Source organism: Amycolatopsis sp. NBC_00355 (assembly GCF_036104975.1).
Taxonomy (GTDB): Bacteria; Actinomycetota; Actinomycetes; order Mycobacteriales; family Pseudonocardiaceae; genus Amycolatopsis.
Genome location: NZ_CP107982.1, coordinates 9601684 through 9626103 on the forward strand (window position 1 = coordinate 9601684; position 24420 = coordinate 9626103).

Consider the following 24420-nt stretch of genomic DNA (forward strand, 5'->3'; position numbering starts at 1 on the left):
ACGCCCGGCCCCGAGCTGCCCGACGAAGCCCGCAGTCCCCTGCACGAGCTCGCCGACGCCCACGGCGTCGCCACCCGGTACGAGAACTCGGACCAGGTGTGGGTGGCGGTGGACGACGACGTCGTCGTCGCCGTCCTGCGGCAGTTCGGCGTGGACGCGACCAGCGACGACGCGATCGGCGCGGCCCTGACCGCGGTGCGCGAAGCCCGGCCGGCGGGCGCGCTGCCGCCGACCGTCGTCGTCCAGGAGGGCACTACCAGGGCGCTCGGCGCGGACGCCGAGGTCGTGCTCGAGGACGGCACCCGCCGGCACGTCCGGGGCGAGCTGCCGGCGGACCTGCCGCTGGGCTGGCACCGGGTGGTCACCGCCGAGCAGGACGTCGTGCTGGCCGTGGTCCCGGCGAAGCTGCCCGCCGTCCACCCCGCCTGGGGCTGGATGCTGCAGCTCTACTCGCTGCACTCGGCGGGCTCCTGGGGCATCGGCGACTACGCCGACCTGGCGACGTTCGCGGCCCGCTCCGCCGCCGAACTCGACGCCGGTGTGCTGCTGGTCAACCCGGTCCAGGCCTTCAGCCCCGCGCACCCCGTCGAGCGCTCGCCCTACTCGCCGGCGAGCCGTCGCTTCGCCAACCCGATCTACCTGCGCGTCACCGCCACCGAGACCTTCACCGCGGCCGACGCGGCGACGCAGGAGGCCGTCCGCTCGCTGGCCCCGGACCGCGACGGCGAACTGATCGACTACGACGCCGTCTGGACGGCCAAGCGCGCCGCGCTCGAGCTGCTCTGGCCGCACCGCGTCGAAGAGCTGCCTGCGGACGACGACCTGCGGGGCTTCGCCGTCTTCTGCGCCCTCGCCGAGCGGCACGGCGCCGACTGGCGGGACTGGCCCGAGCCGCTGCACGACCCGGCCGGCCCCGAAGTCGCCGAAGCGCGCGAAGAGCTGAAGGACCGCGTCGGCTTCTACGTCTGGCTCCAGCACCTCTGCCGGGAGCAGCTGGCCGAGGCCCGCCGCGCCGCGCGCGAAGCCGGGATGACCGTCGGGATCGTGCACGACCTGCCGGTCGGCGTGCACCCCGGCGGGGCCGACACCTGGGCGGTGCGCGACGTCTTCGCCGCCGACGTCCGGGTCGGCGCGCCGCCGGACGCGTTCAACCAGCAGGGCCAGGACTGGAACCTTCCGCCGTGGCGGCCGGACAAGCTGGCCGAAGCCGGTTACGCGCCGTTTCGGGACGTCATCCGGGGCGTGCTGCGCTACGCCGACGGCATCCGCGTCGACCACATCGCCGGACTCTGGCGGCTGTGGTGGATCCCGCCGGGCGAGCCCGCGCACCGCGGCACGTACGTCCACTACGACGCCGAGGCGATGGTCGGCGTGCTGGCGCTCGAAGCGCACCGCGCCGGCGCGGTGGTCGTGGGGGAGGACCTCGGGACCGTCGAGGACGTCGTCACCGAGACCATGCACGAGCGCGGCATGCTGAGCTCGGCCGTCCTGTGGTTCGAACGCGACTGGGACACCCCCGGCCACCCGTTCACCGACCCGGCCGACTGGGACCCGGACGCGATGGCCAGCATCTCCACGCACGACCTGCCCACGGTCGCCGGCTGGCTGGCCGCCGAGCACGTCCGGGTCCGCGCCGAGCTGGGGCTGCTGGACCGCGGTGCCGAGGCCGAAAGCCGGGCCGCGGCGGACGAACGTGAAGCTTTGTTCGAACTCGTTGCACGCGAAGGGATCCCGGACGGCGACCCGGTCGTGGCGTTGCACACCCTGCTCGCGAAAGCCGCGTCACGGCTGGTGCTGACCTCGCCGGCCGACGTCGCGGGCCAGGTGCGGCAGCCGAATCTGCCGGGAACCGTCGACCAGTACCCTAACTGGCGGATTCCCCTTCCCGTCAGCGTCGACGGCTTCTTCACCGCGAGGGGAGTGCGCGCCGCGGTGGCGCCGCTGGCCGCGGCGCGTCCGTTGCCCGGGTAACGGGTATACGGCAGCGCACGACCCCCTGTGATGCGCGTCCGCGAGAGTGCGGACGCCCCGGCACCACCCGAAGCTCGAGGAGACACCAGTGCGGCCCTGGCCCGGAACGCCCTATCCGCTCGGCGCCACCTACGACGGAGTCGGGACGAACTTCGCCCTGTTCTCCGAAGTGGCCGAGCAGGTCGAACTGTGCCTGTTCGACGGCGACGGCAACGAGACCCGGCACGCGCTCGAAGAGGTCGACGGCTTCGTCCACCACGGTTACCTGCTCAACGTCGGCCCCGGCCAGCGTTACGGTTTCCGCGTGCACGGACCGTACGACCCGAGCCGCGGTCTGCGCTGCAACCCGAACAAGCTGCTGATCGACCCGTACGCCAAGGCCGTCTCGCACGGCGTGAAGTGGGACGAATCGCTGTTCGGCTACCAGTTCGACAACCCGGAGGAGCGCAACGACGCCGACTCGGCGGGGCGCGTGCCGTACTCGCTGGTGGCGAACCCGTTCTTCGACTGGGGCAACGACCGCCAGCCGCGGCGCCCCTACAACGAGACGGTCATCTACGAGGCGCACGTCAAGGGCATGACGGTGAATCACCCGTTCGTGCCGGAAGCGCTGCGTGGCACCTACGCCGGCATGGCCCACCCCGCCGTGGTCGAGCACCTGCAGAAGATCGGCGTCACCGCCGTGGAACTGCTGCCGGTGCACCAGTTCGTCTCCGACCACGGCCTGGAGGAGAAGGGCCTCACGAACTACTGGGGCTATAACACGATCGGGTTCTTCGCGCCGCACGACGCGTACGCCGCGATGCCCGGCGAGGGCGGCCAGGTCCAGGAGTTCAAGGGCATGGTCAAGGCCTTCCACGAGGCCGGCATCGAAGTGATCCTCGACGTGGTCTACAACCACACCGCGGAGGGCAACCACCTCGGGCCGACCCTGTCGATGCGCGGCATCGACAACGAGGCGTACTACCGGCTGGTCGAAGGCGAGCCGGAGTACTACATGGACTACACCGGCACCGGGAACTCGCTGAACGTCCGCAACCCGCACACGCTGCAGCTGATCATGGACTCGCTGCGGTACTGGGTGACCGAGATGCACGTCGACGGCTTCCGCTTCGACCTCGCTTCGGCGCTGGCGCGGGAGTTCTACGACGTCGACCGGCTGTCCACGTTCTTCGACCTGGTGCAGCAGGACCCGATCGTGAGCCAGGTGAAGCTGATCGCCGAGCCGTGGGACGTCGGCCCCGGTGGGTACCAGGTCGGCAACTTCCCTCCCCTGTGGACGGAGTGGAACGGGCAGTACCGCGACACCGTCCGCGACTTCTGGCGGGGTGAGCCCTCGACGCTCGGGGAGTTCGCGTCGCGGATCACCGGCTCGTCGGACCTCTACCAGGACGACGGCCGCCGCCCGTTCGCGTCGATCAACTTCGTCACCGCCCACGACGGCTTCACGCTGCGGGACCTGGTGTCCTACAACGAGAAGCACAACGAGGCCAACGGCGAGGACGGCCGCGACGGCGCCGACGACAACCGCTCGTGGAACTGCGGGGTGGAAGGCGAGACCGACGACGCGCAAGTGAACGAGCTGCGCATCCGCCAGCAGCGCAACATGCTCGCCACGATCCTCCTGTCGCAGGGCGTGCCGATGATCCTGCACGGCGACGAGATCGGCCGCACCCAGCAGGGCAACAACAACGTCTACTGCCAGGACTCCGAGATCGCCTGGATGGACTGGGAGCTGGCCAAGGAGAACGCCGGCCTGGTCCAGTTCGTCGGCGGGCTGACGGCGTTCCGGCACCGCCACCCCGTGTTCCGCCGCCGCCGCTTCTTCCAGGGCGGCCCGGTCGGCAAGGGCGACAAGCTCGGCGACATCGCCTGGTTCACCCCGGCCGGCGAGGAGATGACCGAGCAGAACTGGGACGACGGCTTCGGCAAGGCGGTCGTGGTCTTCCTCAACGGCAAGGCGATCCCCGACCTCGACCCGCGCGGCATGTCGGTCGAGGACGACTCGTTCCTGCTCGCCTTCAACGCGCACTACGAGGACATCGACGCGACGCTGCCGGGCAACGGCTACGGCCAGGCCTGGACGGTCGTCATCGACTCCGCGACCGGCGAGGTGGAGCCCACGGACGCGGAGCCCATCGAGGGCGGCGGCAAGCTCACGCTGCCCGCCCGGTCCCTGATCGTGCTGCAGCGGACGGAGACGGAATGACGGTGCCGGAGTCGACCTACCGGGTGCAGCTGCGCCCGGAGTTCACCTTCGCCGACGCCGCCGGGCTGACCGGCTACCTGCGTGACCTGGGCATCGGCGCGCTCTACGCGTCGCCGGTGCTGGACGCGACGCCGGGCTCGACCCACGGCTACGACGTCGTCGACCCGACCCGGGCGCGGCCCGAGCTGGGCGGCGAGGAGGCCCGCCGGGAGCTGGCCAAGCGGCTCAAGGAGGCCGGGCTCGGCCTGGTCGTCGACATCGTGCCCAACCACATGTCGGTCGAGACGCCGAAGGTGAACCGCTCGTGGTGGGACGTGCTCACGCACGGCCGCGACGCCGAGCACGCCGCCTTCTACGACGTCGACTGGGACCGCGGCCCGATCCTGCTGCCGGTCCTGGGTGACGACGACGCCGTGTCGGAACTGACCGTGGAAGGCGACGAGCTCGTCTACTACGACCACCGGTTCCCGATCGCGCCCGGCACCGGCGAGGGCACGCCGCAGGAGGTGCACGAGCGCCAGCACTACCGGCTGGTCGGCTGGCGGCGCGGCAACGCGGAGCTGACCTACCGGCGGTTCTTCGACATCACCAACCTGGCCGCGGTCCGTGTCGAGGACCCGGTGGTGTTCGCCGAGACGCACGGCGAGGTGCTGCGCTGGGTCGCCGACGGGGACGTCACCGGCCTGCGCGTCGACCACCCGGACGGCCTCGCCGACCCGGGTGGCTACTTCCGGCGGTTGCGGGAGAACGCGCCCGGCGCGTGGATCGTGGCGGAGAAGATCCTGCACCCGGGCGAGCCGCTGCCGCAGAGCTGGCCGGTCGACGGCACCACCGGCTACGACGCCCTGCGCGAGATCGCCGGGGTCTTCGTCGACCCGGCCGCCGAGCCCGCGTACACCGCGCTGGCGGACGAGCTCGGCGTCCGGACCGGCTACCACGACGTCGAGGCCGAGGCCCGCCGCCTGGTCACCGACCGGATCCTGGTCGCCGAGGTCCGGCGGATCGCGGCACTGCTGCGCCACGGGAACACCGAGGCCGCCCGGGAAGCCGTCGCCGAGACCATGGTGGCGTTCCCGGTCTACCGCTCCTACCTGCCCGAAGGCGAGCAGCACTGGGCGACGGCGATCGCCGCGGCCCGGGAAGCCCGGCCCGACCTGGGTGAAGCGCTGGACGCCCTCGACGCGCAGGTGCGCGCCGAACCTGATGGCGAGCTGGCCACGCGGATCCAGCAGACGTCCGGCATGGTCGTCGCGAAGGGCACCGAGGACACCACCTTCTACCGCTACACCCGCTTCGCCGCGCTCAACGAGGTCGGCGGCAACCCGGACCGGTTCGGCACCGGCGTCGAGGAGTTCCACCGCCTCGCCGCCGCCCGCGACGCCGGCTACCCGGCCGCGATGACGACGCTGACCACCCACGACACCAAGCGGTCCGAGGACACCCGGGCCCGCGCGTCGGTGCTGGCGGAGGTGCCCGGCGAGTTCGCCGACGCCGTCCGCCGCTGGACCGCGCGCCGGGGGATCGACGAGCCGTCGCTGAACCTGCTGGCCTGGCAGACGCTGGTGTCGACCTGGCCGATCGAGCCGCCCCGGCTGCGGGACTACCTCGACAAGGCGGCCAAGGAGGCCAAGCTCCGGACCAGCTGGACCGACCACGACGAGGAGTTCGAAAAGGACGTCGCGGCCTGGCCGGACGACGTCATGGGCGACGCCGAGCTGGCCGCGGACATCGCGGCGTTCGTCGGCCGGATCGAGGGCCCGGGCTGGAGCAACTCGCTCGGCCAGAAGCTGGTGCAGCTGACCGCGCCCGGCGTCCCGGACGTCTACCAGGGCACCGAGCTGTGGGACTTCTCGCTGGTCGACCCGGACAACCGCCGTCCGGTCGACTACCCGGCCCGCCGCGAGATCCTGGCCCGCGTCATCGACGGCGAACAGCCGGAGATCGACGCCTCGGGCGCGGCGAAGCTGCTCGTGACGCACAAGGCGCTGAAGCTGCGTCAGGAGCACCCCGCGCTGTTCCGCGGCTACCGGCCGCTGCGCGCCGAGGGCGTCGCCGCGGACCACGTGCTCGCCTACACCCGGGCCCCCGGTCTCGTGGTGGCGGTGACCCGGCTGCCGATCGGCCTCGCCGAGGCCGGCGGCTGGCGCGACACCGTGCTGCCGCTGCCCGACGGCGTCTGGACCGACGTCCTGACCGGCCGCGACGCGAGCCCGGACCTGGCCACCCTGTTCGGCCGCTACCCGGTGGCCCTGCTCGTGCGAGGAGACGCATGACGTTCACCGTGTGGGCCCCGTCGGCCGAGCGCGTCCGCGTCCGGGTCGACGCCGACGTGCACGAGATGACCCGCGGCGAAGGCGGCTGGTGGTCGGCCGAGGCCGACGGCATCAACTACGCCTTCCTGATCGGCGACTCCGACGAGCCGCTGCCGGACCCGCGCTCGCGGTGGCAGCCGCACGGCGTGCACCAGGAGTCGCGCGTCTACGACCACGCCGAGTTCGACTGGACCGACGACGCCTGGCACGGGCGGCAGCTCGCGGGCGGCGTCGTCTACGAGCTGCACATCGGCACGTTCACCCCCGGCGGCACCTTCGACGCCGCGATCGACCGGCTCGACCACCTGGTGGAGCTGGGCATCACGCACGTCGAGCTGCTGCCGGTGAACTCCTTCGACGGCACCGCCGGCTGGGGTTACGACGGCGTCCTCTGGGGCGCGGTCCACGAGCCCTACGGCGGCCCGGACGGCCTGAAGCGGTTCGTCGACGCCGCCCACGCGCGCGGCCTGGCCGTCGTGCTCGACGTCGTCTACAACCACCTCGGGCCGTCGGGGGCCTACCTCGACCGGTTCGGGCCGTACTTCGCCGGGCAGAACGACTGGGGACCCGGGCTCAACCTGGACGGGCCGGGCTCGGACGAGGTCCGCCGCTACGTCGTCGACAACGCGCTCGCGTGGCTGCGCGACTTCCACCTCGACGCGCTGCGCCTGGACGCCGTCCACGCGCTGCTCGACCGGCGGGCCGTCCACCTGCTCGAACAGCTCGCCGTCGAGGTCGAGACGCTGTCGACGGCGCTGAACCGGCCGCTGACGCTGATCGCCGAGTCCGACCTCAACGACCCGAAGCTGGTCACGCCCCGCGAGCGCGGCGGTTACGGCCTGCAGGCACAGTGGTCGGACGACTTCCACCACGCGATGCACGTCCGGCTGACCGGTGAGGACGAGGGCTACTACGCGGACTTCGCCGCGCCGGACGCGCTCCAGCGGGTGCTGCGCGACGTCTTCTTCCACGCCGGCACCTGGTCGTCGTTCCGCGAGCGGACCCACGGCCGGCCGGTGGACACCCGCAGCGTGCCCGGGCACCGCTTCCTCGCCTACCTGCAGGACCACGACCAGATCGGCAACCGCGCGGCCGGCGACCGGCTGTCCGCGACGGTGCCCGCGGGCCGGCTGGCCTGCGGCGCGGCCATCCTGTTCTGCTCGCCGTTCACGCCGATGGTGTTCATGGGGGAGGAGTGGGCGGCGAGCACGCCGTGGCAGTTCTTCGCCTCCTTCCCGGACCCGGAGCTGGCCGAGGCGGTCCGCACCGGACGCCGTCGCGAGTTCGCCCGGCACGGCTGGGGCGAGACCGACGTCCCCGACCCGATGGACCCGGCCACCGTCGAGCGCTCGAAGCTCGACTGGGCCGAGGCCGACCAGCCGGAGCACCGGGAGATGCTGGAGCTCTACCGCGCGCTGATCCGGCTGCGCCGCGAACGGCCCGAGCTGGCCGACCCGTGGACGCCGGACCTGCGGATCGACGCGGCGCCGGACGGGTCGTGGCTCGTGCTGCGCCGCGGCGACCTGCGGCTGGCGTGCAACTTCGGCCCGGGCGACGTCACGCTGCCGCTGGGGGCCACGAAGGAGCTGCTCGCCTGGGCACCGGCCACCCTGGACGGCGGCGCCGCGCACCTGCCGCCGGAGTCCTTCGTGCTGGCGTCCACAGCACCCTGAGAAGGTCCGTGAAGGCCTCCTTGAGGGACTCAGAGTCCCTCAAGGAGGCCTTCACGGACTTCGGCAGCAGGTGCCCCGAGCGCGGAATACCGCTGAATCCCGCCCTCGGTGCGGCGGACCGGGGGCGGCGTCTGGGACGATTCAGGAATGGCTACCCGACCCTCCGCCGATCACGTCCTCGCCGGACGCCCGTTCCCGCTCGGCGCCCACCCCGAGGCGGGCGGGGTCCGGTTCGCCATCACCTCCGCCGTCGCGGACGCCGTCGAGCTGTGCCTCATCGACGCCGACGGGTCGCAGCGGCGGATCGCGCTCACCGAGCGCACGTTCGGCGTCTGGCACGGCCTGGTGCCCGGGGTGACGCCGGGGCAGCGCTACGGCTACCGCGTCCACGGGCCATACGACCCGGCCCGCGGCCTGCGCTGCAACCCGAACAAGCTGCTGCTGGACCCGTACGCCCGGCAGATCACCGGCCAGCTCACCGACCTGACCGCCGCCCAGGGCTTCACCGGCGACCCGGACCGCGGCCCGATGTCCACAGTGGACTCGCTGGGCAGCGTGCCCCTCTCGGTCGTCACCTCGCCCGGCGGCCCGGACACCGGGGCGCACCCGGAGGTGCCGTTCGAGGAGGCGGTGATCTACGAGCTGCACGTCAAGGGGTTCACCCAGCAGCACCCGTTCATCCCCGAGGCGCTGCGCGGCACCTACCTCGGCCTGGCCCACCCGGTGGCCATCGAGTACCTGACCCGGCTCGGCGTCACGTCGGTGGAGCTGCTGCCGGTGCACTCGTTCCTCGACGAGCCGTCGCTGGTCCGCGGCGGCCGGCACAACTACTGGGGGTACTCGCCGCTCGGCTTCTTCGCGCCGCACGCGGCCTACGCCAGCGAGCCGGGGCACGAGGTCGAGGAGTTCCGGCTGATGGTGGCGGCGCTGCACGCGGCCGGCATCGAGGTGATCGTCGACGTCGTGTTCAACCACACCTGCGAGGGCGGGCCGGACGGGCCGACGCTGAGCTTCCGCGGGCTCAACGCGCCGGTGTACTACCTGCACACCGACCGCGGCCACATGGCCGACATCACCGGCTGCGGCAACACCCTGGAGGCCGGTTCGCCGACGGTGGTCCGGCTGGTGACCGACTCGCTGCGCTACTGGACGCAGGAGCTCGGCGTCGACGGTTTCCGGTTCGACCTGGCCAGCACGCTGGGCCGGCCGCGCGGGGGCGCGTTCGACGCCGCCTCGACGCTGCTCACCGCGATCACCACCGACCCGGTGCTCTCGCGCTGCAAGCTGATCGCCGAGCCGTGGGACGCGACCGGCGAGGGTTACCGCGTCGGCGGCTTCGGCGCCCAGTGGGCGGAGTGGAACGGCCGCTACCGCGACACCATCCGGGACTTCTGGCGCGGCGCGACCGGCGTCCGCGACCTCGCCTACCGGCTGGCCGGCTCGTCCGACCTCTACGACCACAACCTGCGCCGGCCGTGGCAGTCGATCAACTTCATCACCGCCCACGACGGCTTCACGCTGCGGGACCTGGTGTCCTACAACGACAAGCACAACGAGGCCAACGGCGAGGACAACCGCGACGGCACCAACGACAACCGCTCGTGGAACCACGGCGCGGAGGGCGAGACCGGCGACGCCGGGGTCCGCGAGCTGCGGACCCGACAGGCGCGCAACCTGTTCGCGACGCTGCTGCTGTCCACCGGCACCCCGATGCTCACCGCGGGCGACGAGTTCTGGCGCACCCAGCACGGCAACAACAACGCCTACTGCCTCGACGACGAGACGTCCTGGTTCGACTGGACCCCCGGCGATCCCGAGGCCGAGACGATGCTCGCGTTCGCCCGCCGCGTCGTGCGGCTGCGCGCGAACAGCCCGGCGCTGCGGCAGCCGGAGTTCTTCGAAGGCCGGACCACGCCGACCGGCAAGCCGGACCTGGTCTGGTTCCGCCCGGACGGCGAGGAGTTCGGCGAGAGCGACTGGTTCGCCGACCGCCGCACGCTGGGCATGTGGATCGACGGCTCGAACAGCCAGGCCCGCAACCGCGAGGGCGCGCTGGTCCCGGACCACTCGTGGCTGCTGTGGCTGCACGCGGGCGACGAGCCCACGGAGGTCGTCCTGCCGGGCCGCGAGTACGGCGAGACGTTCAAGCCGACCCTGGACACCAGCACCGGCGACGGCAGCCCGGGCAACCCCGGCCCGCTGGAACCGAAGAGCCGGGTGACGCTCCAGTCGCGCTCGCTGCTCCTCCTGCGCGCGCCGCGCCTGGCGGCGGAGCAGCCGGCCGAAAGCTACTGACGCGTACCCAGAGGGTCGGCTCGCGTACCTGGAGGGTCGGCTCGCGTACCTGGAAGGTCGGACGGTGAGCCGACTGCCTGGGTACGTGAGCCGACTGCCTGGGTACGTGAGCCGACTGCCTGGGTACGTGAGCCTTCGGGTACACCGCCGTCCGGTCGTAACCCGCCGGACATCCGCCGGGAACCTTTGCGCGGGAAGCGTTTCACTCGAACGAGTCTGGGTACAGAACAAGAGAGCCCTGCCTCGATCGTGCGTGATCGAGTCGGGCAGACTGACGACGCCTGAGTCCACACCCATAGATCGAGGGGCGTTGCCCATGACCGGCCGGCTCGGTATCGACGATGTCTCCCCCAGCGTGAGCTGCGGCCGGTATCCGGCCAAAGCCGTTGCGGGGGAACATATTCCCGTCACCGCGACGGTGTGGCGCGAAGGTCACGACGCCGTCGCGGCCACCGTCGCGTGGCGCGGCCCCGGCGACCGCCTGACGCGCCAGGCGCGGATGGTGCCGCGAGGCCCCGATCACCCCGACGAGTTCGCCGCGGTGATCGTCCCCGACGTCACCGGGCTCTGGACCTACCGCATCGACGCCTGGAGCGATCCCTGGGCGACGTGGGAACACGCCGTCGAGGTGAAGATCGCCGCGGGGCAGGGGCCCGAGGACCTGGCGAACGACCTCGAGAACGGCGCCCGGCTGCTGGAGCGCGTCTCCCGTCGCCCGGACCGCCGGGCCGAGAAAGCGCTGCTCACGGGCGCGGTCGTCGCGCTGCGCAACGACGAGCTGACCCTCGCCGAGCGCGTCGGGCCCGCGCTGTCGCCGGAGGTCCGCCAGCTCATGCACGAGTTCCCGGTGCGCGAGCTGATCACCAAGGGCAAGCCGTTCAAGCTCTGGGTCGACCGCAAGCGCGCCGCATACGGCTCCTGGTACGAGCTGTTCCCGCGCTCCACCGGCGGCCTCGACGCCGAGGGCAACGCCGTGCACGGCACGTTCACCACCGCCGCGGCCGCGCTCGACCGGGTCGCGAAGATGGGCTTCGACGTCGTCTACCTGCCGCCGGTCCACCCGATCGGCCGGGTGAACCGCAAGGGCCCCAACAACACCCTCGACGCCACCCCGGACGACGTCGGCTCGCCGTGGGCGATCGGCGCCGACGAGGGCGGGCACGACGCCATCCACCCGGACCTCGGCACCTTTGACGACTTCGACGCCTTCGTGGCGCGCTCGGAAGAGCTCGGCATGGAGGTGGCGCTCGACTTCGCGCTGCAGGCCGCACCCGATCACCCGTGGGTGCTCAAGCACCCGGAGTTCTTCACCACCCGGCCGGACGGGTCGATCGCCTACGCCGAGAACCCGCCCAAGAAGTACCAGGACATCTACCCGATCAACTTCGACAACGACCCCAAGGGCGTCTACGAAGAGATGCTGCGGGTCATGCTCGTGTGGGCCGAGCACGGGGTGAAGATCTTCCGGGTCGACAACCCGCACACCAAGCCGCCGGACTTCTGGGCCTGGCTGATCCAGTCGGTGAAGGACGCCCACCCGGACGTCCTGTTCCTGGCCGAGGCGTTCACCCGCCCGGCGCGGCTGTGGGGCCTGGCCCGGCTCGGTTTCACCCAGAGCTACACGTACTTCACCTGGCGGACCGGCAAGCAGGAGCTGATCGACTTCGCCGTGGACCTGCGGGACCACTGGAACGAAGGCCGGCCGAACCTGTTCGTCAACACCCCGGACATCCTCCACGAGTCGCTGCAGCGCGGCGGCCCGGGCATGTTCGCGCTGCGGGCCGCGCTGGCCGCGACGATCTCGCCGACGTGGGGCGTCTACTCGGGGTACGAGCTGTTCGAGCACGTCCCGGTCCGCGACGGCAGCGAGGAGTACCTGGACTCCGAGAAGTACCAGCTGCGCCCGCGCGACTTCGACCGCGCGCTCGCCGAAGGCCGGTCGCTGGAGCCGTGGATCGCGAAGCTCAACGCCGTCCGCCGCGCGCACCCGGCGCTGCAGCAGATGCGCACCCTGCACTTCCACCACGTCGACAACGACGCGCTGCTGGCCTACTCCAAACAGGACCCGGCCACCGGCGACACCGTGGTGACGGTCGTGACGCTCGACCCGTACGCGCCGCAGGAAGGCACGTTGTGGCTCGACACCGGGGCCCTCGGCTTCGAGGCGCACGAACGCCTGATCGCCCACGACGAGGTCACCGGTGACACCTGGGACTGGGGGCAGGCCAACTTCGTCCGGCTCGAACCGTGGCGGGCCGTGGCCCACGTGGTGTCGGTCCGGCGCCGGCTGGCCGGGTAGACGGGAAAACGCGGGACAGTGCGGGAAGTGCGGGACTTGAGGGACGAGGTGGAACACATGGCGGAGGAGACTCGCCCCGACGCGGCGCTCGGGCTCGAGGGCGTGCCGCACACCGGTGAGGCCATGACGGCCGACGGGATGCTGGTCGAACCCCAGGCCGAGGATTTCCGCTCGGCGCAGCAGGCGCCGAGCAACCCGGCGTGGTTCAAGGGCGCGGTGTTCTACGAGGTGCTGGTGCGCGCCTTCGCCGATTCGAACGGCGACGGCACCGGCGACTTGCGCGGCCTGGCCGGCCGGCTGGACTACCTGGCGTGGCTCGGCATCGACTGCTTGTGGCTGCCGCCGTTCTACGCGTCGCCGTTGCGCGACGGCGGGTACGACATCAGCGACTTCCGGGCCGTGCTGCCGGAGTTCGGCAGCGTCGAGGACTTCGTGTTCCTGCTGAACGAGGCGCACCGGCGCGGCATCCGCGTGATCACCGACCTGGTGCTCAACCACACGTCGGACGCGCACCCGTGGTTCCAGCAGTCGCGCCAGGATCCCGACGGCCCGTACGGCGACTACTACGTGTGGAGCGACGACGACTCCCGCTACGCCGACGCGCGGATCATCTTCGTCGACACCGAGTCGTCCAACTGGACCTACGACCCGGTGCGCGGCCAGTTCTACTGGCACCGGTTCTTCTCCCACCAGCCCGACCTGAACTTCGAGAACCCCGACGTCCAGAACGCCATGATCGACACCCTGCGGTTCTGGCTGGACCTGGGCATCGACGGCTTCCGCCTCGACGCCGTGCCGTACCTGTTCGAGCAGGAGGGCACCAACTGCGAGAACCTGCCGCGCACGCACGAGTTCCTCAAGCGCTGCCGCAAGGTCGTCGACGACGAGTACCCCGGCCGGATCCTGCTGGCCGAGGCGAACCAGTGGCCTTCGGACGTCGTCGAGTACTTCGGCGACCCGGCGGTCGGCGGCGACGAGTGCCACATGGCGTTCCACTTCCCGCTGATGCCGCGGATCTTCATGGCCGTGCGCCGCGAGTCGCGGTTCCCGATCTCGGAGATCCTGACCCAGACCCCGGAGATCCCGGCCGGCACCCAGTGGGGCATCTTCCTGCGCAACCACGACGAGCTGACCCTCGAGATGGTCACCGACGAAGAGCGCGACTACATGTACACGGAGTACGCCAAGGACCCGCGGATGAAGGCCAACATCGGCATCCGCCGCCGGCTGGCCCCGCTGCTGGACAACGACCGGAACCAGCAGGAGCTGTTCACGGCGATGCTGCTGTCCCTCCCGGGCTCGCCCGTTCTGTACTACGGTGACGAGATCGGCATGGGAGACAACATCTGGCTCGGCGACCGCGACGCGGTGCGCACACCCATGCAGTGGACCCCGGACCGCAACGCCGGGTTCTCCTCGTGCGACCCGGGCCGGATCTACCTCCCGGTGATCATGGACCCGGTCTACGGCTACCAGGGCCTGAACGTCGAAGCGCAGTCCAACAACGATTCCTCCCTGCTCAACTGGACCCGGCGGATGATCGAGGTGCGCAAGCAGCACCACGCCTTCGCCGAAGGGGAGTTCGTCGACCTCGGCGGCTCCAACCCGAGCGTGCTGGCCTACAAGCGCCAGTGGCGGCGCCCGGACGGCGGTGAGGACACGGTGCTCTGCGTGAACAACCTCTCCCGCTTCCCGCAGCCGGTGGAGCTGGACCTGTCCGCGCACCGCGGGTGCGTCCCGGTCGAACTGACCGGCGGCGTGCGCTTCCCGGGTATCGGGGAGCTGTCCTACCTGCTGACGCTGCCGGGGCACGGCTTCTACTGGTTCCAGCTGACGACCCCGGGAGACGAAGGCGAAGCGAGGTGAGTTCCGTGTCCGAGACCAGTGAGCTGGTCGACGCACTGACCGGCGATCTGGCCCGGTGGCTGCCGGCCCAGCGCTGGTTCGCCGGCAAGGACCGGCCGGTGACCGGTGTCCGGCCGCTCGGCGTGACCGAGCTGGTCGAAGGCGACCCGCAGCTGCTGCACCTGGTCATCGAGGTGATCCAGGGCGACCGCCACGAGCCCTACCAGCTGCTCGTCGGCCGCCGGACGCACCCACCGGAGATCGCGTCGGGCAGCTGGATCGTCGCCGGCGGCGACCTGAACGCCTACGAGGCGTCCGCGGACGCGGACCTGACCGGCGTGCTGCTGGACCTGATGGCGAGCGAGGGGCGCGTCGGCGCGCTCGGGTTCGGGCACGAGCCCGGCGTGGAGCTGGAGACCGGGCTGCGCGCCCGGCCGATCTCGTCCGAGCAGAGCAACACCTCGCTGGTCTACGGCGGCCAGTACATCCTCAAGCTGTTCCGCAAGCTGACCCCGGGCCAGAACAAGGACCTGCTGCTGCACCGCGCGCTGCAGAAGGTGGGCAGCAAGCACATCGCCGCGCCGCTCGGCTCGATCACCGGCGACCTGGACGGCGAGCCGACCACGGTCGGCATGCTCCAGCAGTTCATCCCGGACGCGGTCGACGGCTGGGCGATGGCCACCACCAGCGTCCGCGACCTGATGGCCGGCCCGGAGCGGCACGCCGAGGAGGTCGGCGGCGACTTCGCCGGCGAGGCCGAGCGGCTGGGCCGCGCGGTCGCCGAGGTGCACGCGGACCTGGCCGCGGCGCTCGACACCGAAGGCGTCGACGCCGACGAGCTGGACCGCACGATGAAGGCCATGATCGCGCGGCTGGACACCGTCGCCGGGCAGGTCCCGGAGCTGGCCGTGCACGCGCCGGCGTTGCGCGCGTCGTTCGAGACGCTCCGGACGCTGCCCGCCGACTCCGTGACGATGCAGTTCATCCACGGCGACCTGCACCTGGGCCAGGTGCTGCGGACGGTCACCGGCTGGCTGCTCATCGACTTCGAGGGCGAGCCCGCGGCCCCGGTCGAGGAGCGGCACGCGCTCAGGTCGCCGTTGCGCGACGTGGCGGGCATGCTGAGGTCGTTCGACTACGCGGCCCAGCAGATGCTGGTCGGGCAGCCGGACGACCCGGAGCTGGCCGAGCGGGCGCAGGAGTGGTCGGCCCGCAACCGCACGGCGTTCTGCGAGGGGTACGCCGCGATCGCGGCCGACCCGCGCGACCAGGGTGAGCTGCTGCGCGCGTTCGAACTGGACAAGGCGATCTACGAAGTGAGCTACGAGTACGCGAACCGGCCCGATTGGCTGGGCGTCCCGCTCGCCTCGATCGCCCGGATCATGCGGGGAGATGGGTGAGGAACGTGAACGCGGTACCGGAGAACCTGCCGGACGCGGCCCCGCCGGCCGCCGACATCGACCGGCTGCTGGCCGGGTCCCACCACGACCCGCACTCGGTGCTGGGCGTGCACGCCGTGGGCAAGGGGTTCGCGGCGCGGGCGCTGCTGCCCGGCGCCAAGGCCGTCGCGCTGAGCGTCGGCGAGCACCGGTACCCGATGGAGCCGGTGATCGACGCGCTGTTCGCCGTCGCCGTCCCGGAACACCCCGGTGATTACCGCCTGGAAATCGAGTACGACGGCCACAGCGTCACCGCGGACGACCCGTACCGCTGGCTGCCCACGGTCGGCGAGCTGGACCTGCACCTGATCGGCGAAGGCCGGCACGAGCGGCTCTGGGAGGCGCTCGGCGCGCACCTGCGCTCCTACGACACGCCCGGCGGCGTCGTCGAGGGCACGTCGTTCGCGGTCTGGGCGCCGAACGCCCGCGGCATCCGCGTGATCGGCGACTTCAACGGCTGGGACGGGCGCGGGCACGCGATGCGCTCGCTCGGCTCGTCCGGGATCTGGGAGCTGTTCGTGCCCGGCGTCGGGGCCGGCAGCTGCTACAAGTTCCGGATCCTCGGCGCCGACGGGAACTGGCAGGAGAAGGCCGACCCGATGGCGTTCGGCACCGAGCTGCCGCCCGCGACGGCGTCGGTCGTCACGCGCTCGTCCTACAGCTGGGAAGACGACGAGTGGGTCGCGCAGCGCGAGGCGACCCAGTGGGCCGCGGCGCCGATGAGCGTCTACGAGGTCCACCTCGGCTCGTGGCGCCCCGGGCTGAACTACCGCGAGCTGGCCGACCAGCTCGGCGACTACGTCATCGAGACGGGCTTCACGCACGTCGAGCTGCTGCCGGTGTCGGAGCACCCGTTCGGTGGTTCGTGGGGCTACCAGGTGACGTCGTACTACGCGCCGACGTCCCGCTTCGGCTCGCCCGACGACTTCCGCTACTTCGTCGACCGCCTGCACCAGCGGGGGATCGGCGTGCTCGTCGACTGGGTGCCCGCGCACTTCCCGAAGGACATCTGGGCGCTGGCGAAGTTCGACGGCACCGCGTTGTACGAGCACGCGGACCCGCGCCGCGGCGAGCAGCCCGACTGGGGCACGCTCGTGTTCGACTTCGGCCGCAACGAGGTCCGCAACTTCCTGGTCGCCAACGCGCTGTTCTGGATCGAGGAGTTCCACCTCGACGGCCTGCGCGTCGACGCGGTGGCGTCGATGCTCTACCTCGACTACTCCCGCAAGGAAGGGGAGTGGCTGCCGAACCAGTACGGCGGCCGGGAAAACCTGGACGCGGTGCGGTTCCTGCAGGAGCTGAACGCGACCGTCTACAAGCGACACCCGGGTGTGGTGATGGTGGCCGAGGAGTCGACCGCCTGGCCGGGCGTCACGCGCCCGACCCACCTGGGCGGCCTCGGCTTCGGGTTCAAGTGGAACATGGGGTGGATGCACGACACGCTCCGCTACCTGTCCCACGAGCCGATCCACCGCGCCTACCACCACAACGAGATGACGTTCTCGCTCGTGTACGCGTGGAGCGAGAACTTCGTCCTGCCGCTGTCGCACGACGAAGTGGTGCACGGCAAGGGATCCCTGTGGGGCCGGATGCCGGGCGACGCCTGGAACAAGGCGGCCGGGCTGCGCTCGCTGCTGGCGTTCATGTGGGCGCACCCGGGCAAGCAGCTGCTGTTCATGGGCGGCGAGTTCGGCCAGCCGTCCGAGTGGTCGGAGGAGCGGTCGCTCGACTGGCACCTCCTGGAGGAGCCGCTGCACCGCGGCGTCCAGGATCTGCTGCGGGCGCTGAACTCGGTGTACCGCTCGACCCCGGCGCTGTTCAGCCAGGACACCGCGCCGGAGGGCTTCGCCTGGATCGACGCCAACGACTCCGGCGGCAACGTGCTGAGCTTCCTGCGCATCGGCGCCGACGGTTCGCGGCTGGCGTGCGTCGCCAACTTCGCCGGCGTCCCGCACCACGACTACCGCGTCGGCCTGCCGTCCGCGGGTCGCTGGCGCGAGGTGGTCAACACCGACGCCGAAGCCTACGGCGGCTCGGGCGTCGGCAACCTGGGCCTCGTGGAGGCGACGGACTCACCGTGGCACGGCCAGCCGGCCTCGGCGATCCTCCAGCTGCCCCCGGCCGGAGTCCTCTGGCTCACCGAAGAGACACCCCCGGTGGTCCTCGACCTCCCGTAACGACCCCTCACCCGTGCTCGAAGGGTCGCCACGCGTGATCCGGAAGCCGACACACGTGATGGGAGGGTCGACACGGCCGCAGCGGCCGTGTCGACCCTTCAATCACGCGAGTCGACCGCCCCATCACGCGAGTCGGCGTTCCGATCACGCGAGGTGACCCGAAATGGGACCGCCGACCAGCGCGTTGCGGGCTTACCATGAGGGCATGACCGGCGCCGGAGGCGTCCTCGCGAATCTGATCCTGTTCGCCGTGGTCTGCATCGCTCCCACGGTGCTCTTCTGGTGCGCGCTGCGCCTCCCCGCCGTGGTGCGGCGGGTGCGGGAAAAGCGGCAGCCGGCGCCGCAGGGGCCGCCCATCGAACGGGTCGCCGCGGACCTGCGGCGGGTGCACCGGCTGCTTGTCGACTACCCGTCCGGGACTTCGGCCGCGCGGCGGTACGGGACCCGGCAGGCTTACGACGAGCTGCTCACCCAGGCTTGCCGGCAGATCGGCGTCCCGCACCGGCTCGCCGAGCTGCCCGAGGGCATGGACCGCGAGATCGAACGCCTGCGCGTCGAGCAGTCGCTGCGGGAGTGCGGCCTGGCCGTCCCCTGAGTTCGTACGGGACGTGTACCCCGGCATGCGACTCCTGATCGGCCCTGGTGACCCTCGACGCGGCAACGGGGAAGACGCCGACGACGACAAGACCGACGACTGGATCCGATGATCCGGCTGTCCTTTGTGGACGCCGATGGTCTCGGCTACCGGCACGTCCTGCTCGTGGAGCCGAAGTCGCTCGGCGACCGTCGGCCTCGGCAGCGACGGCAAGTACCACGCCGCCTACAACGACTACGCGATGCCGTTCGACACCGCCACCGGCCGTCCGAAGCCGGCCGCCGACGGGCTGGTGCACGAAAGAGGGGCTTCTTCACCGGTGTGGGGGATGCAGGGCGCGGTGTCGCGGGGCGGCTACTTCGTGCTCACCGGCGTCTGCCCGGGCAGGCGCCGGTGAACAGCCAGATCCTGTCCTACTGGCCGGCGCCGGGCGAGCTGTGGCTGCTCAACGAGCAGCTACGCGAACGCGTCACGGTGCACGTCCCGTGGACGGCACTCACCGGCCGGGCTTGAAACGGTGTCACAGCACGATCCCGGCGAGCCGTTCGACGTCGTCGATCTCGTCGGTGGCCGGGTTGAAGATCAGTTCGTCCGCGCCGAGGTCGGCGAACTCCTGCACCGCGGCCCGCACGGCTTCCGGCGTCGTGCGGACGTTGTCGACGACGACCTTGGCCAGCTCACCCATGTTGCTGTAGTAGTCGCCGACCTTCTCGCGGCCGGTGTCCGGCTCGCCGAGCGCGTAGTAGACGATCGCGACGAGTCGCGGGTCGCCCTCGCGGCCGCCCGCACGCCAGGCCGCGCGGGCCTTGCCGAAGGCGTCGGCGACCATCGCGGGCGGCATCGAGCCGCCGACGTAACCCTGACCCCACTTCGCCATGCGGGCCAGGGCGTTCGGCGCGAACCCGCCGAACAGCAACGGCACTTCGCGCGTGCCGGGCGGCACCGCGGGGTTGTCGCCGCCGCCGACCGGCTTGCCGGTCCACACGTTCCGGTAGACCTCGAGGTCGGCGTCGATCCGCTTGCCGAGCCCCTTCGGGCCGAGGCCGTCGGCGACGAAGTCGTCCGGCCGGCCGCCGATCCCGATGCCGAGGGTGAGGCGGCCGCCGGAGACGCCGTCGATCCCGGCGATCTCCTTCGCCAGCAACACGGGCGGCCACACGGTGCCGAGCAGGACGTTGCTGACCAAGCCGATCCGCGACGTGGCGCCGGCCGCGGCGGCCAGGGCGACGGTGTCCATCACGCCGGGGTAGGCGATCCGGCCGACCGTGCCGAGCGTCGAGAACCCGGCGGCCTCGGCGCGCGCGGCCCAGCCGGGAAGGAGGGCCGGGCGCATGTCCCGGACCTGGTTCGGCAATCCGATGCCGATCTGCAATGGAGGCTCCTCGAGAAGGGAAATGATCTCCACTCCACCATCCCGGAAACGAAAGAACCCCGCCACGATCGTGGCGGGGTTCTTTCGTTGGTACCGAAGGAAAATCAGTCCAGGTAGTCGCGCAGCACCTGGGACCGCGACGGGTGGCGCAGCTTCGACATCGTCTTCGACTCGATCTGCCGGATGCGCTCCCGGGTCACCCCGTACACCTGGCCGATCTCGTCGAGCGTGCGCGGCTGGCCGTCCGTGAGGCCGAAGCGCAGCCGGACGACGCCCGCCTCGCGCTCGGACAGCGTCTGCAGCACCGACTGGAGCTGGTCCTGCAGCAGCGTGAACGACACCGCGTCGACCGCGACGACCGCCTCGGAGTCTTCGATGAAGTCACCGAGCTGGGAGTCGCCCTCGTCGCCGATGGTCTGGTCGAGCGAGATCGGCTCACGCGCGTACTGCTGGATCTCCAGGACCTTCTCCGGGGAGATGTCCATTTCCTTGGCCAGCTCTTCCGGGGTCGGCTCGCGGCCGAGGTCCTGGAGCAGCTCACGCTGTATGCGGCCGAGCTTGTTGATGACCTCGACCATGTGCACCGGGATGCGGATGGTGCGGGCCTGGTCGGCCATCGCGCGGGTGATCGCCTGGCGGATCCACCACGTGGCGTACGTCGAGAACTTGTAGCCCTTGGTGTAGTCGAACTTCTCCACCGCGCGGATCAGGCCGAGGTTGCCCTCCTGGATGAGGTCCAGGAACGCCATGCCGCGGCCGGTGTAGCGCTTGGCCAGCGACACCACGAGCCGGAGGTTCGCCTCCAGGAGGTGGTTCTTGGCCCGCTCGCCGTCACGCACGATCCACTTGAGGTCGCGGCGCATCTGCGTGACGAGCTTTTCGCCCTCTTCTTCGGCGGTGCGCACCCGCTCGGCGGCGTAGAGCCCGGCCTCGATCCGCTTGGCGAGCTCCACCTCCTCCTCCGCGTTCAGGAGCGCGACCTTGCCGATCTGCTTGAGGTAGGCACGCACGGAGTCGGCCGACGCGGTGAGCTCGGCGTCCTTGCGCGCCTGGCGCAGGGCCTCCGACTCTTCCTCGTCCCAGACGAAGTCCGGGTTGTCGGAGCTCTTGGCCGCGGCCGCCTTGTCGGCGGCCGCGCCGCGACGACGCTGCGCCGGGGTCTCCTCGTCGGATTCCTCGTCGTCGTCGTCATCGGCGTCCGGCGTGTCGTTGACCGTCTCGTCGACGACGTCGACCTCGACTTCAACCTCTTCCAGGTCCGCCAAGTCGGGCGAGTCGAGCTCGCCTTCGATGCCCTCGGGACCGTCGGGCTCGCCGTCCTCGCCCTTGGTCCCGGGCTTCTTCGCCGGTGCCTTCTTGGCCGGAGCCTTTTTGGCAGTGGTGGTCTTGCGCGCCGCTGGCTTCGCCGTCCCGGTGGCTGCCTCTTCGGCCGGCTCGCCGGCTGCGGTCGCTGTCTTCGTCCCGCCTCGGGTTGCGGTTCTTGCGGCTGCCACTTACGCCCTTTCGCAGCGGTCGATCATGACGAGCAGCGGACTAGGAGCCACTGCTGCCTCACATTCGGGGAACACGCCTCGGCCTGCGGTTTTGGCCTCCGCAGCCGTGGGCCGTGTTCCATTGTAACGACGGTACGCGCATGCGTCGCGAAGCGATCACCCTCCGGCCCGCCGGAGGCGCCGGATCGGACCCGGTTCGCGGCCCCGATCCGGGCCTGCCTAGTGCTGGATGCCCTCGGCCGCGGCGGCCGCCGCGCCGACGATCCCGGCGTTGTTCTGCAGCGACGCCACCAGGACCGGCGTGCGGATGTCCAGCAGCGGCACCCATTTCTCGGCCTTCTTGCTGACCCCGCCGCCGACGATGAACAGATCCGGCCAGATCAGGTTCTCCAGCACGGTCAGATAACGGTGCACGCGCTTGGACCATTCGGGGTAGGTCAGGCCCTCGTTGTCCTTCACCGAGGCGGCGGCGCGCTTCTCCGCGTCGTGGCCGTCGATCTCCAGGTGACCGAACTCGGTGTTCGGGACGAGCTTGCCGTCCTGGAACACCGCGCTGCCGATGCCGGTGCCGAAGGTGAGCAGCGCCGTGACGCCGGTGCGCGCGACGGGATCGCCGAAGCGGATCTCGGCCATGCCGGCCGCGTCGGCGTCGTTGAGCATCGCGACCTGGTCGACGCCCACCCCGAGCCGCTTGGCGAACAGCGCGTCGGCGTCGGTGCCGATCCACTGCTTGTCGATGTTGGCCGCGGTGTGCGCGACACCCTTCTTCACCACCGCCGGCAGCGTCACGCCGACCGGGCCGTCCCAGCCGGCCTGGGTGACGATCTCCGCGACGACGTCCGCCACCGCCGACGGGGTGGACGGCTTGGGCGTCTCGATCCGGATCCGGTCGCCGATGAGCTGCCCCCGGTCCAGGTCGACCAACGCGCCCTTGATCCCGCTGCCGCCGATGTCGATGCCGAAACCTCGGCGGGTCGCCTCCACCACGGACGTGGTCCCTTCTCGCACGATTCAGAAGCCTGCCTCGGAGACTTTAACCGGATGTGGTGACATGACGGACGTGGGAGTTGACGAGTCGTTGCTGAAAAGCGTCGCGGTGCAGGTCGCGACGGAGGCCGCCGAGCTGGTCCGCGAGGCCTGGGCCGGGATGGCGGCGGGCCGGTCGGTCGCCGTGGACACCAAGTCCGCGGACACCGACGTGGTCACCGCCGTCGACCACGAGTCGGAGCGGCTCGTCCGCGCCCGGCTCGCCGAACTGCGGCCCGGCGAGCCGGTGCTGGGCGAGGAGGGCGGCGGGACCGCGGGCGACGACGGCGTCACGTGGGTCGTCGACCCGATCGACGGCACCGTCAACTTCCTCTACGGCCTGCCGTGGTTCGGGGTGTCCGTCGCCGCGCAGATCGGCGGGGTGTCGGTGGCCGGCGCCGTCGTCGAGCCGGCGAGCGGCCGCGTGTGGTCGGCCGCGCGCGGGCGGGGTGCGTGGCTCGACGGCCGCCGGCTGGGCGTCTCGGCGCCGTCGCGGCTGGAGCTGACGCTCGTCGGGACCGGGTTCGCGTACTCGGCGGAGCGGCGCTCGCGGCAGGCGCGGTTCGCGGCGGAACTGCTCGGGCGGGTGCGCGACATCCGCCGCAACGGGGCGGCGTCGCTCGACCTGTGCGCGGTCGCGGCGGGCTGGCTGGACGCCTACGTCGAGCACGGCCTGCACCGCTGGGACTGGGCCGCGGGCGCGCTGATCGCGGCGGAGGCGGGCGCGCGGGTCGTGCTGCCGGGCGCGGCGCCGGACCTCGGCGCGGACGCGACGTACGCGGCGGCGCCGTCGGTCGCGGAGGCGCTCCGGACGGCGCTGGGGGAGTGCGGGGCCGCGGACGTCTGAGACGGCCTCACGGCCTTCGTCCTGGTCCGGCTCAAGCGCCCCAAGGCGGCCTTGGGGCGCTCGGGGTGGGTCAGGGGGTCAGGGGCAGCGGGTCAGCACTGGACGTCGCGGGCCGAGGCCAGCAGCGTCTGGTCGATCACCGGGGCCTGGGCGCCCGCCGACTGCTCGTTGCCGCCGCCGCCCTGGTGGGTCTTGGACCAGTCCGCGAGCTGGGTGAGGACCTGGCGGGCCTCGGCGCGCGGGCGGATGTCGCCGAAGTTGCTGCCGGTGACGAGGTCGACGCTCGTGTCCTTGCGGTTGTCCTGGACCAGCTCGGCGCACGGCACCACGAGGGCGAGCGTGCGGGCCGCGGTGCGGCCGTTCTCGCCGAAGCGGATCTGGCCGCGGCACTTCGCCACGCGGTTCTCGTAGGCGGGGTCGTTGGCCGGCTCGCCGGTGTTGGTGAACCCGAGCTCGCGCAGCGCGGTCGTCGTGATGCTGCCCTGCCCGCGGGTGCTCGACGCGTTGAGGACCGTCACCGGGACCTTGTCCGGCGGGACCGGCGCGCGGTCGTCGAGGGCGTTGTGGGGGAGTGTGCTGAACGTGACACCCGGCGGCGGGCTGGCCGTGGGGTCGCACCGGACGGCCTCGTCGACGTCGCCCTTGCCGACCGCGGCGTTGATCCACACGATGATCGCGCCGAGCGCCAGCACGCCGATGACGATCAGCGCCGGCAGCGGCTTGTGCCTGCGGTACGGCCGCGCCGCACGGTCCCCGATGCCGTTCCCCGACGCCACCTGCCCGTCCCTTCCCGAACCCAGAACCCGACGGCAGCTCGTCGGCACCGTCGTGGCGGATCAGCCTAGGCGTTGCGACCCGCGTGCGCGG

General features: G+C 71.5%; 16 protein-coding genes. 12 read left to right on the forward strand and 4 right to left on the reverse strand.

Annotation, left to right across the window (positions count from 1 at the left end; genetic code table 11):
- The first annotated feature begins 15 nt into the window (after positions 1-15).
- From malQ to OHS18_RS44765, 11 genes are all read left to right on the forward strand, one after another.
- Entirely contained in the window at positions 16-1971 is a 1956-nt protein-coding gene (gene malQ / locus OHS18_RS44715) for a 4-alpha-glucanotransferase (RefSeq protein WP_328618687.1), read from the forward strand.
- 88 nt (positions 1972-2059) lie between these two features.
- Complete coding sequence (gene glgX / locus OHS18_RS44720) at positions 2060-4180, forward strand: glycogen debranching protein GlgX (RefSeq protein ID WP_328614881.1); 2121 nt, start codon at positions 2060-2062, stop codon at positions 4178-4180.
- Positions 4177-6453 (forward strand): malto-oligosyltrehalose synthase, encoded by a 2277-nt coding sequence (treY, locus tag OHS18_RS44725; RefSeq protein ID WP_328614882.1) that lies wholly within the window; start codon positions 4177-4179, stop codon positions 6451-6453. The genes glgX (OHS18_RS44720) and treY overlap by 4 nt, the downstream gene beginning before the upstream one ends.
- Positions 6450-8165, forward strand: coding sequence for a malto-oligosyltrehalose trehalohydrolase (gene treZ, locus OHS18_RS44730; protein ID WP_328614883.1), 1716 nt, complete (start codon positions 6450-6452; stop codon positions 8163-8165). Before treY ends, treZ begins: the two co-directional genes overlap by 4 nt.
- 147 nt (positions 8166-8312) lie before the next feature.
- Positions 8313-10460: a glycogen debranching protein GlgX gene (gene glgX, locus OHS18_RS44735; RefSeq protein ID WP_328458763.1), complete on the forward strand. Its 2148-nt coding sequence runs from the start codon at positions 8313-8315 to the stop codon at positions 10458-10460.
- Positions 10461-10776: 316 nt separating this feature from the next.
- Complete coding sequence (locus OHS18_RS44740) at positions 10777-12759, forward strand: alpha-1,4-glucan--maltose-1-phosphate maltosyltransferase (protein ID WP_328458761.1); 1983 nt, start codon at positions 10777-10779, stop codon at positions 12757-12759.
- A gap of 57 nt (positions 12760-12816) precedes the next feature.
- Entirely contained in the window at positions 12817-14625 is a 1809-nt protein-coding gene (treS, locus tag OHS18_RS44745) for a maltose alpha-D-glucosyltransferase (RefSeq protein ID WP_328458759.1), read from the forward strand.
- Positions 14626-14630: 5 nt separating this feature from the next.
- Complete coding sequence (locus tag OHS18_RS44750) at positions 14631-16004, forward strand: maltokinase N-terminal cap-like domain-containing protein (RefSeq protein WP_328614884.1); 1374 nt, start codon at positions 14631-14633, stop codon at positions 16002-16004.
- Between the two features lie 5 nt (positions 16005-16009).
- Positions 16010-18220, forward strand: coding sequence for a 1,4-alpha-glucan branching protein GlgB (glgB, locus tag OHS18_RS44755; protein WP_328458755.1), 2211 nt, complete (start codon positions 16010-16012; stop codon positions 18218-18220).
- Positions 18221-18425: 205 nt separating this feature from the next.
- On the forward strand, positions 18426-18815 hold the full coding sequence (locus tag OHS18_RS44760) for a hypothetical protein (RefSeq protein ID WP_328458753.1): 390 nt from the start codon (positions 18426-18428) through the stop codon (positions 18813-18815).
- A gap of 136 nt (positions 18816-18951) precedes the next feature.
- Positions 18952-19212 carry a hypothetical protein gene (locus OHS18_RS44765; RefSeq protein WP_328614885.1) on the forward strand — a complete coding sequence of 87 codons (261 nt, stop codon included), beginning with the start codon at positions 18952-18954 and terminating at the stop codon, positions 19210-19212.
- A gap of 123 nt (positions 19213-19335) precedes the next feature.
- Here the strand turns inward: OHS18_RS44765 and OHS18_RS44770 are convergent, their stop codons facing one another.
- The 3 genes from OHS18_RS44770 to ppgK all read right to left on the reverse strand — a co-directional run bounded on the left by OHS18_RS44770 (position 19336) and on the right by ppgK (position 22667).
- A complete protein-coding gene (locus OHS18_RS44770; protein WP_328614886.1) occupies positions 19336-20187 on the reverse strand; it encodes an LLM class flavin-dependent oxidoreductase in 852 nt (283 codons plus the stop codon).
- A gap of 104 nt (positions 20188-20291) precedes the next feature.
- A complete protein-coding gene (locus OHS18_RS44775) occupies positions 20292-21680 on the reverse strand; it encodes an RNA polymerase sigma factor (protein ID WP_328458749.1) in 1389 nt (462 codons plus the stop codon).
- Between the two features lie 219 nt (positions 21681-21899).
- Positions 21900-22667 (reverse strand): polyphosphate--glucose phosphotransferase, encoded by a 768-nt coding sequence (gene ppgK / locus OHS18_RS44780; protein WP_442874492.1) that lies wholly within the window; start codon positions 22665-22667, stop codon positions 21900-21902.
- 64 nt (positions 22668-22731) lie between these two features.
- On the opposite strand from ppgK, the gene OHS18_RS44785 reads away from it, so the two are divergent.
- A complete protein-coding gene (locus OHS18_RS44785) occupies positions 22732-23553 on the forward strand; it encodes an inositol monophosphatase family protein (protein WP_328458747.1) in 822 nt (273 codons plus the stop codon).
- A gap of 92 nt (positions 23554-23645) precedes the next feature.
- On the opposite strand, the gene cei is transcribed toward OHS18_RS44785, so the two are convergent.
- The gene (gene cei, locus OHS18_RS44790) at positions 23646-24329 is read right to left on the reverse strand and encodes an envelope integrity protein Cei (protein ID WP_328458745.1); all 684 of its coding nucleotides are present in this window, start codon (positions 24327-24329) and stop codon (positions 23646-23648) included.
- Positions 24330-24420 lie beyond the last annotated feature (91 nt).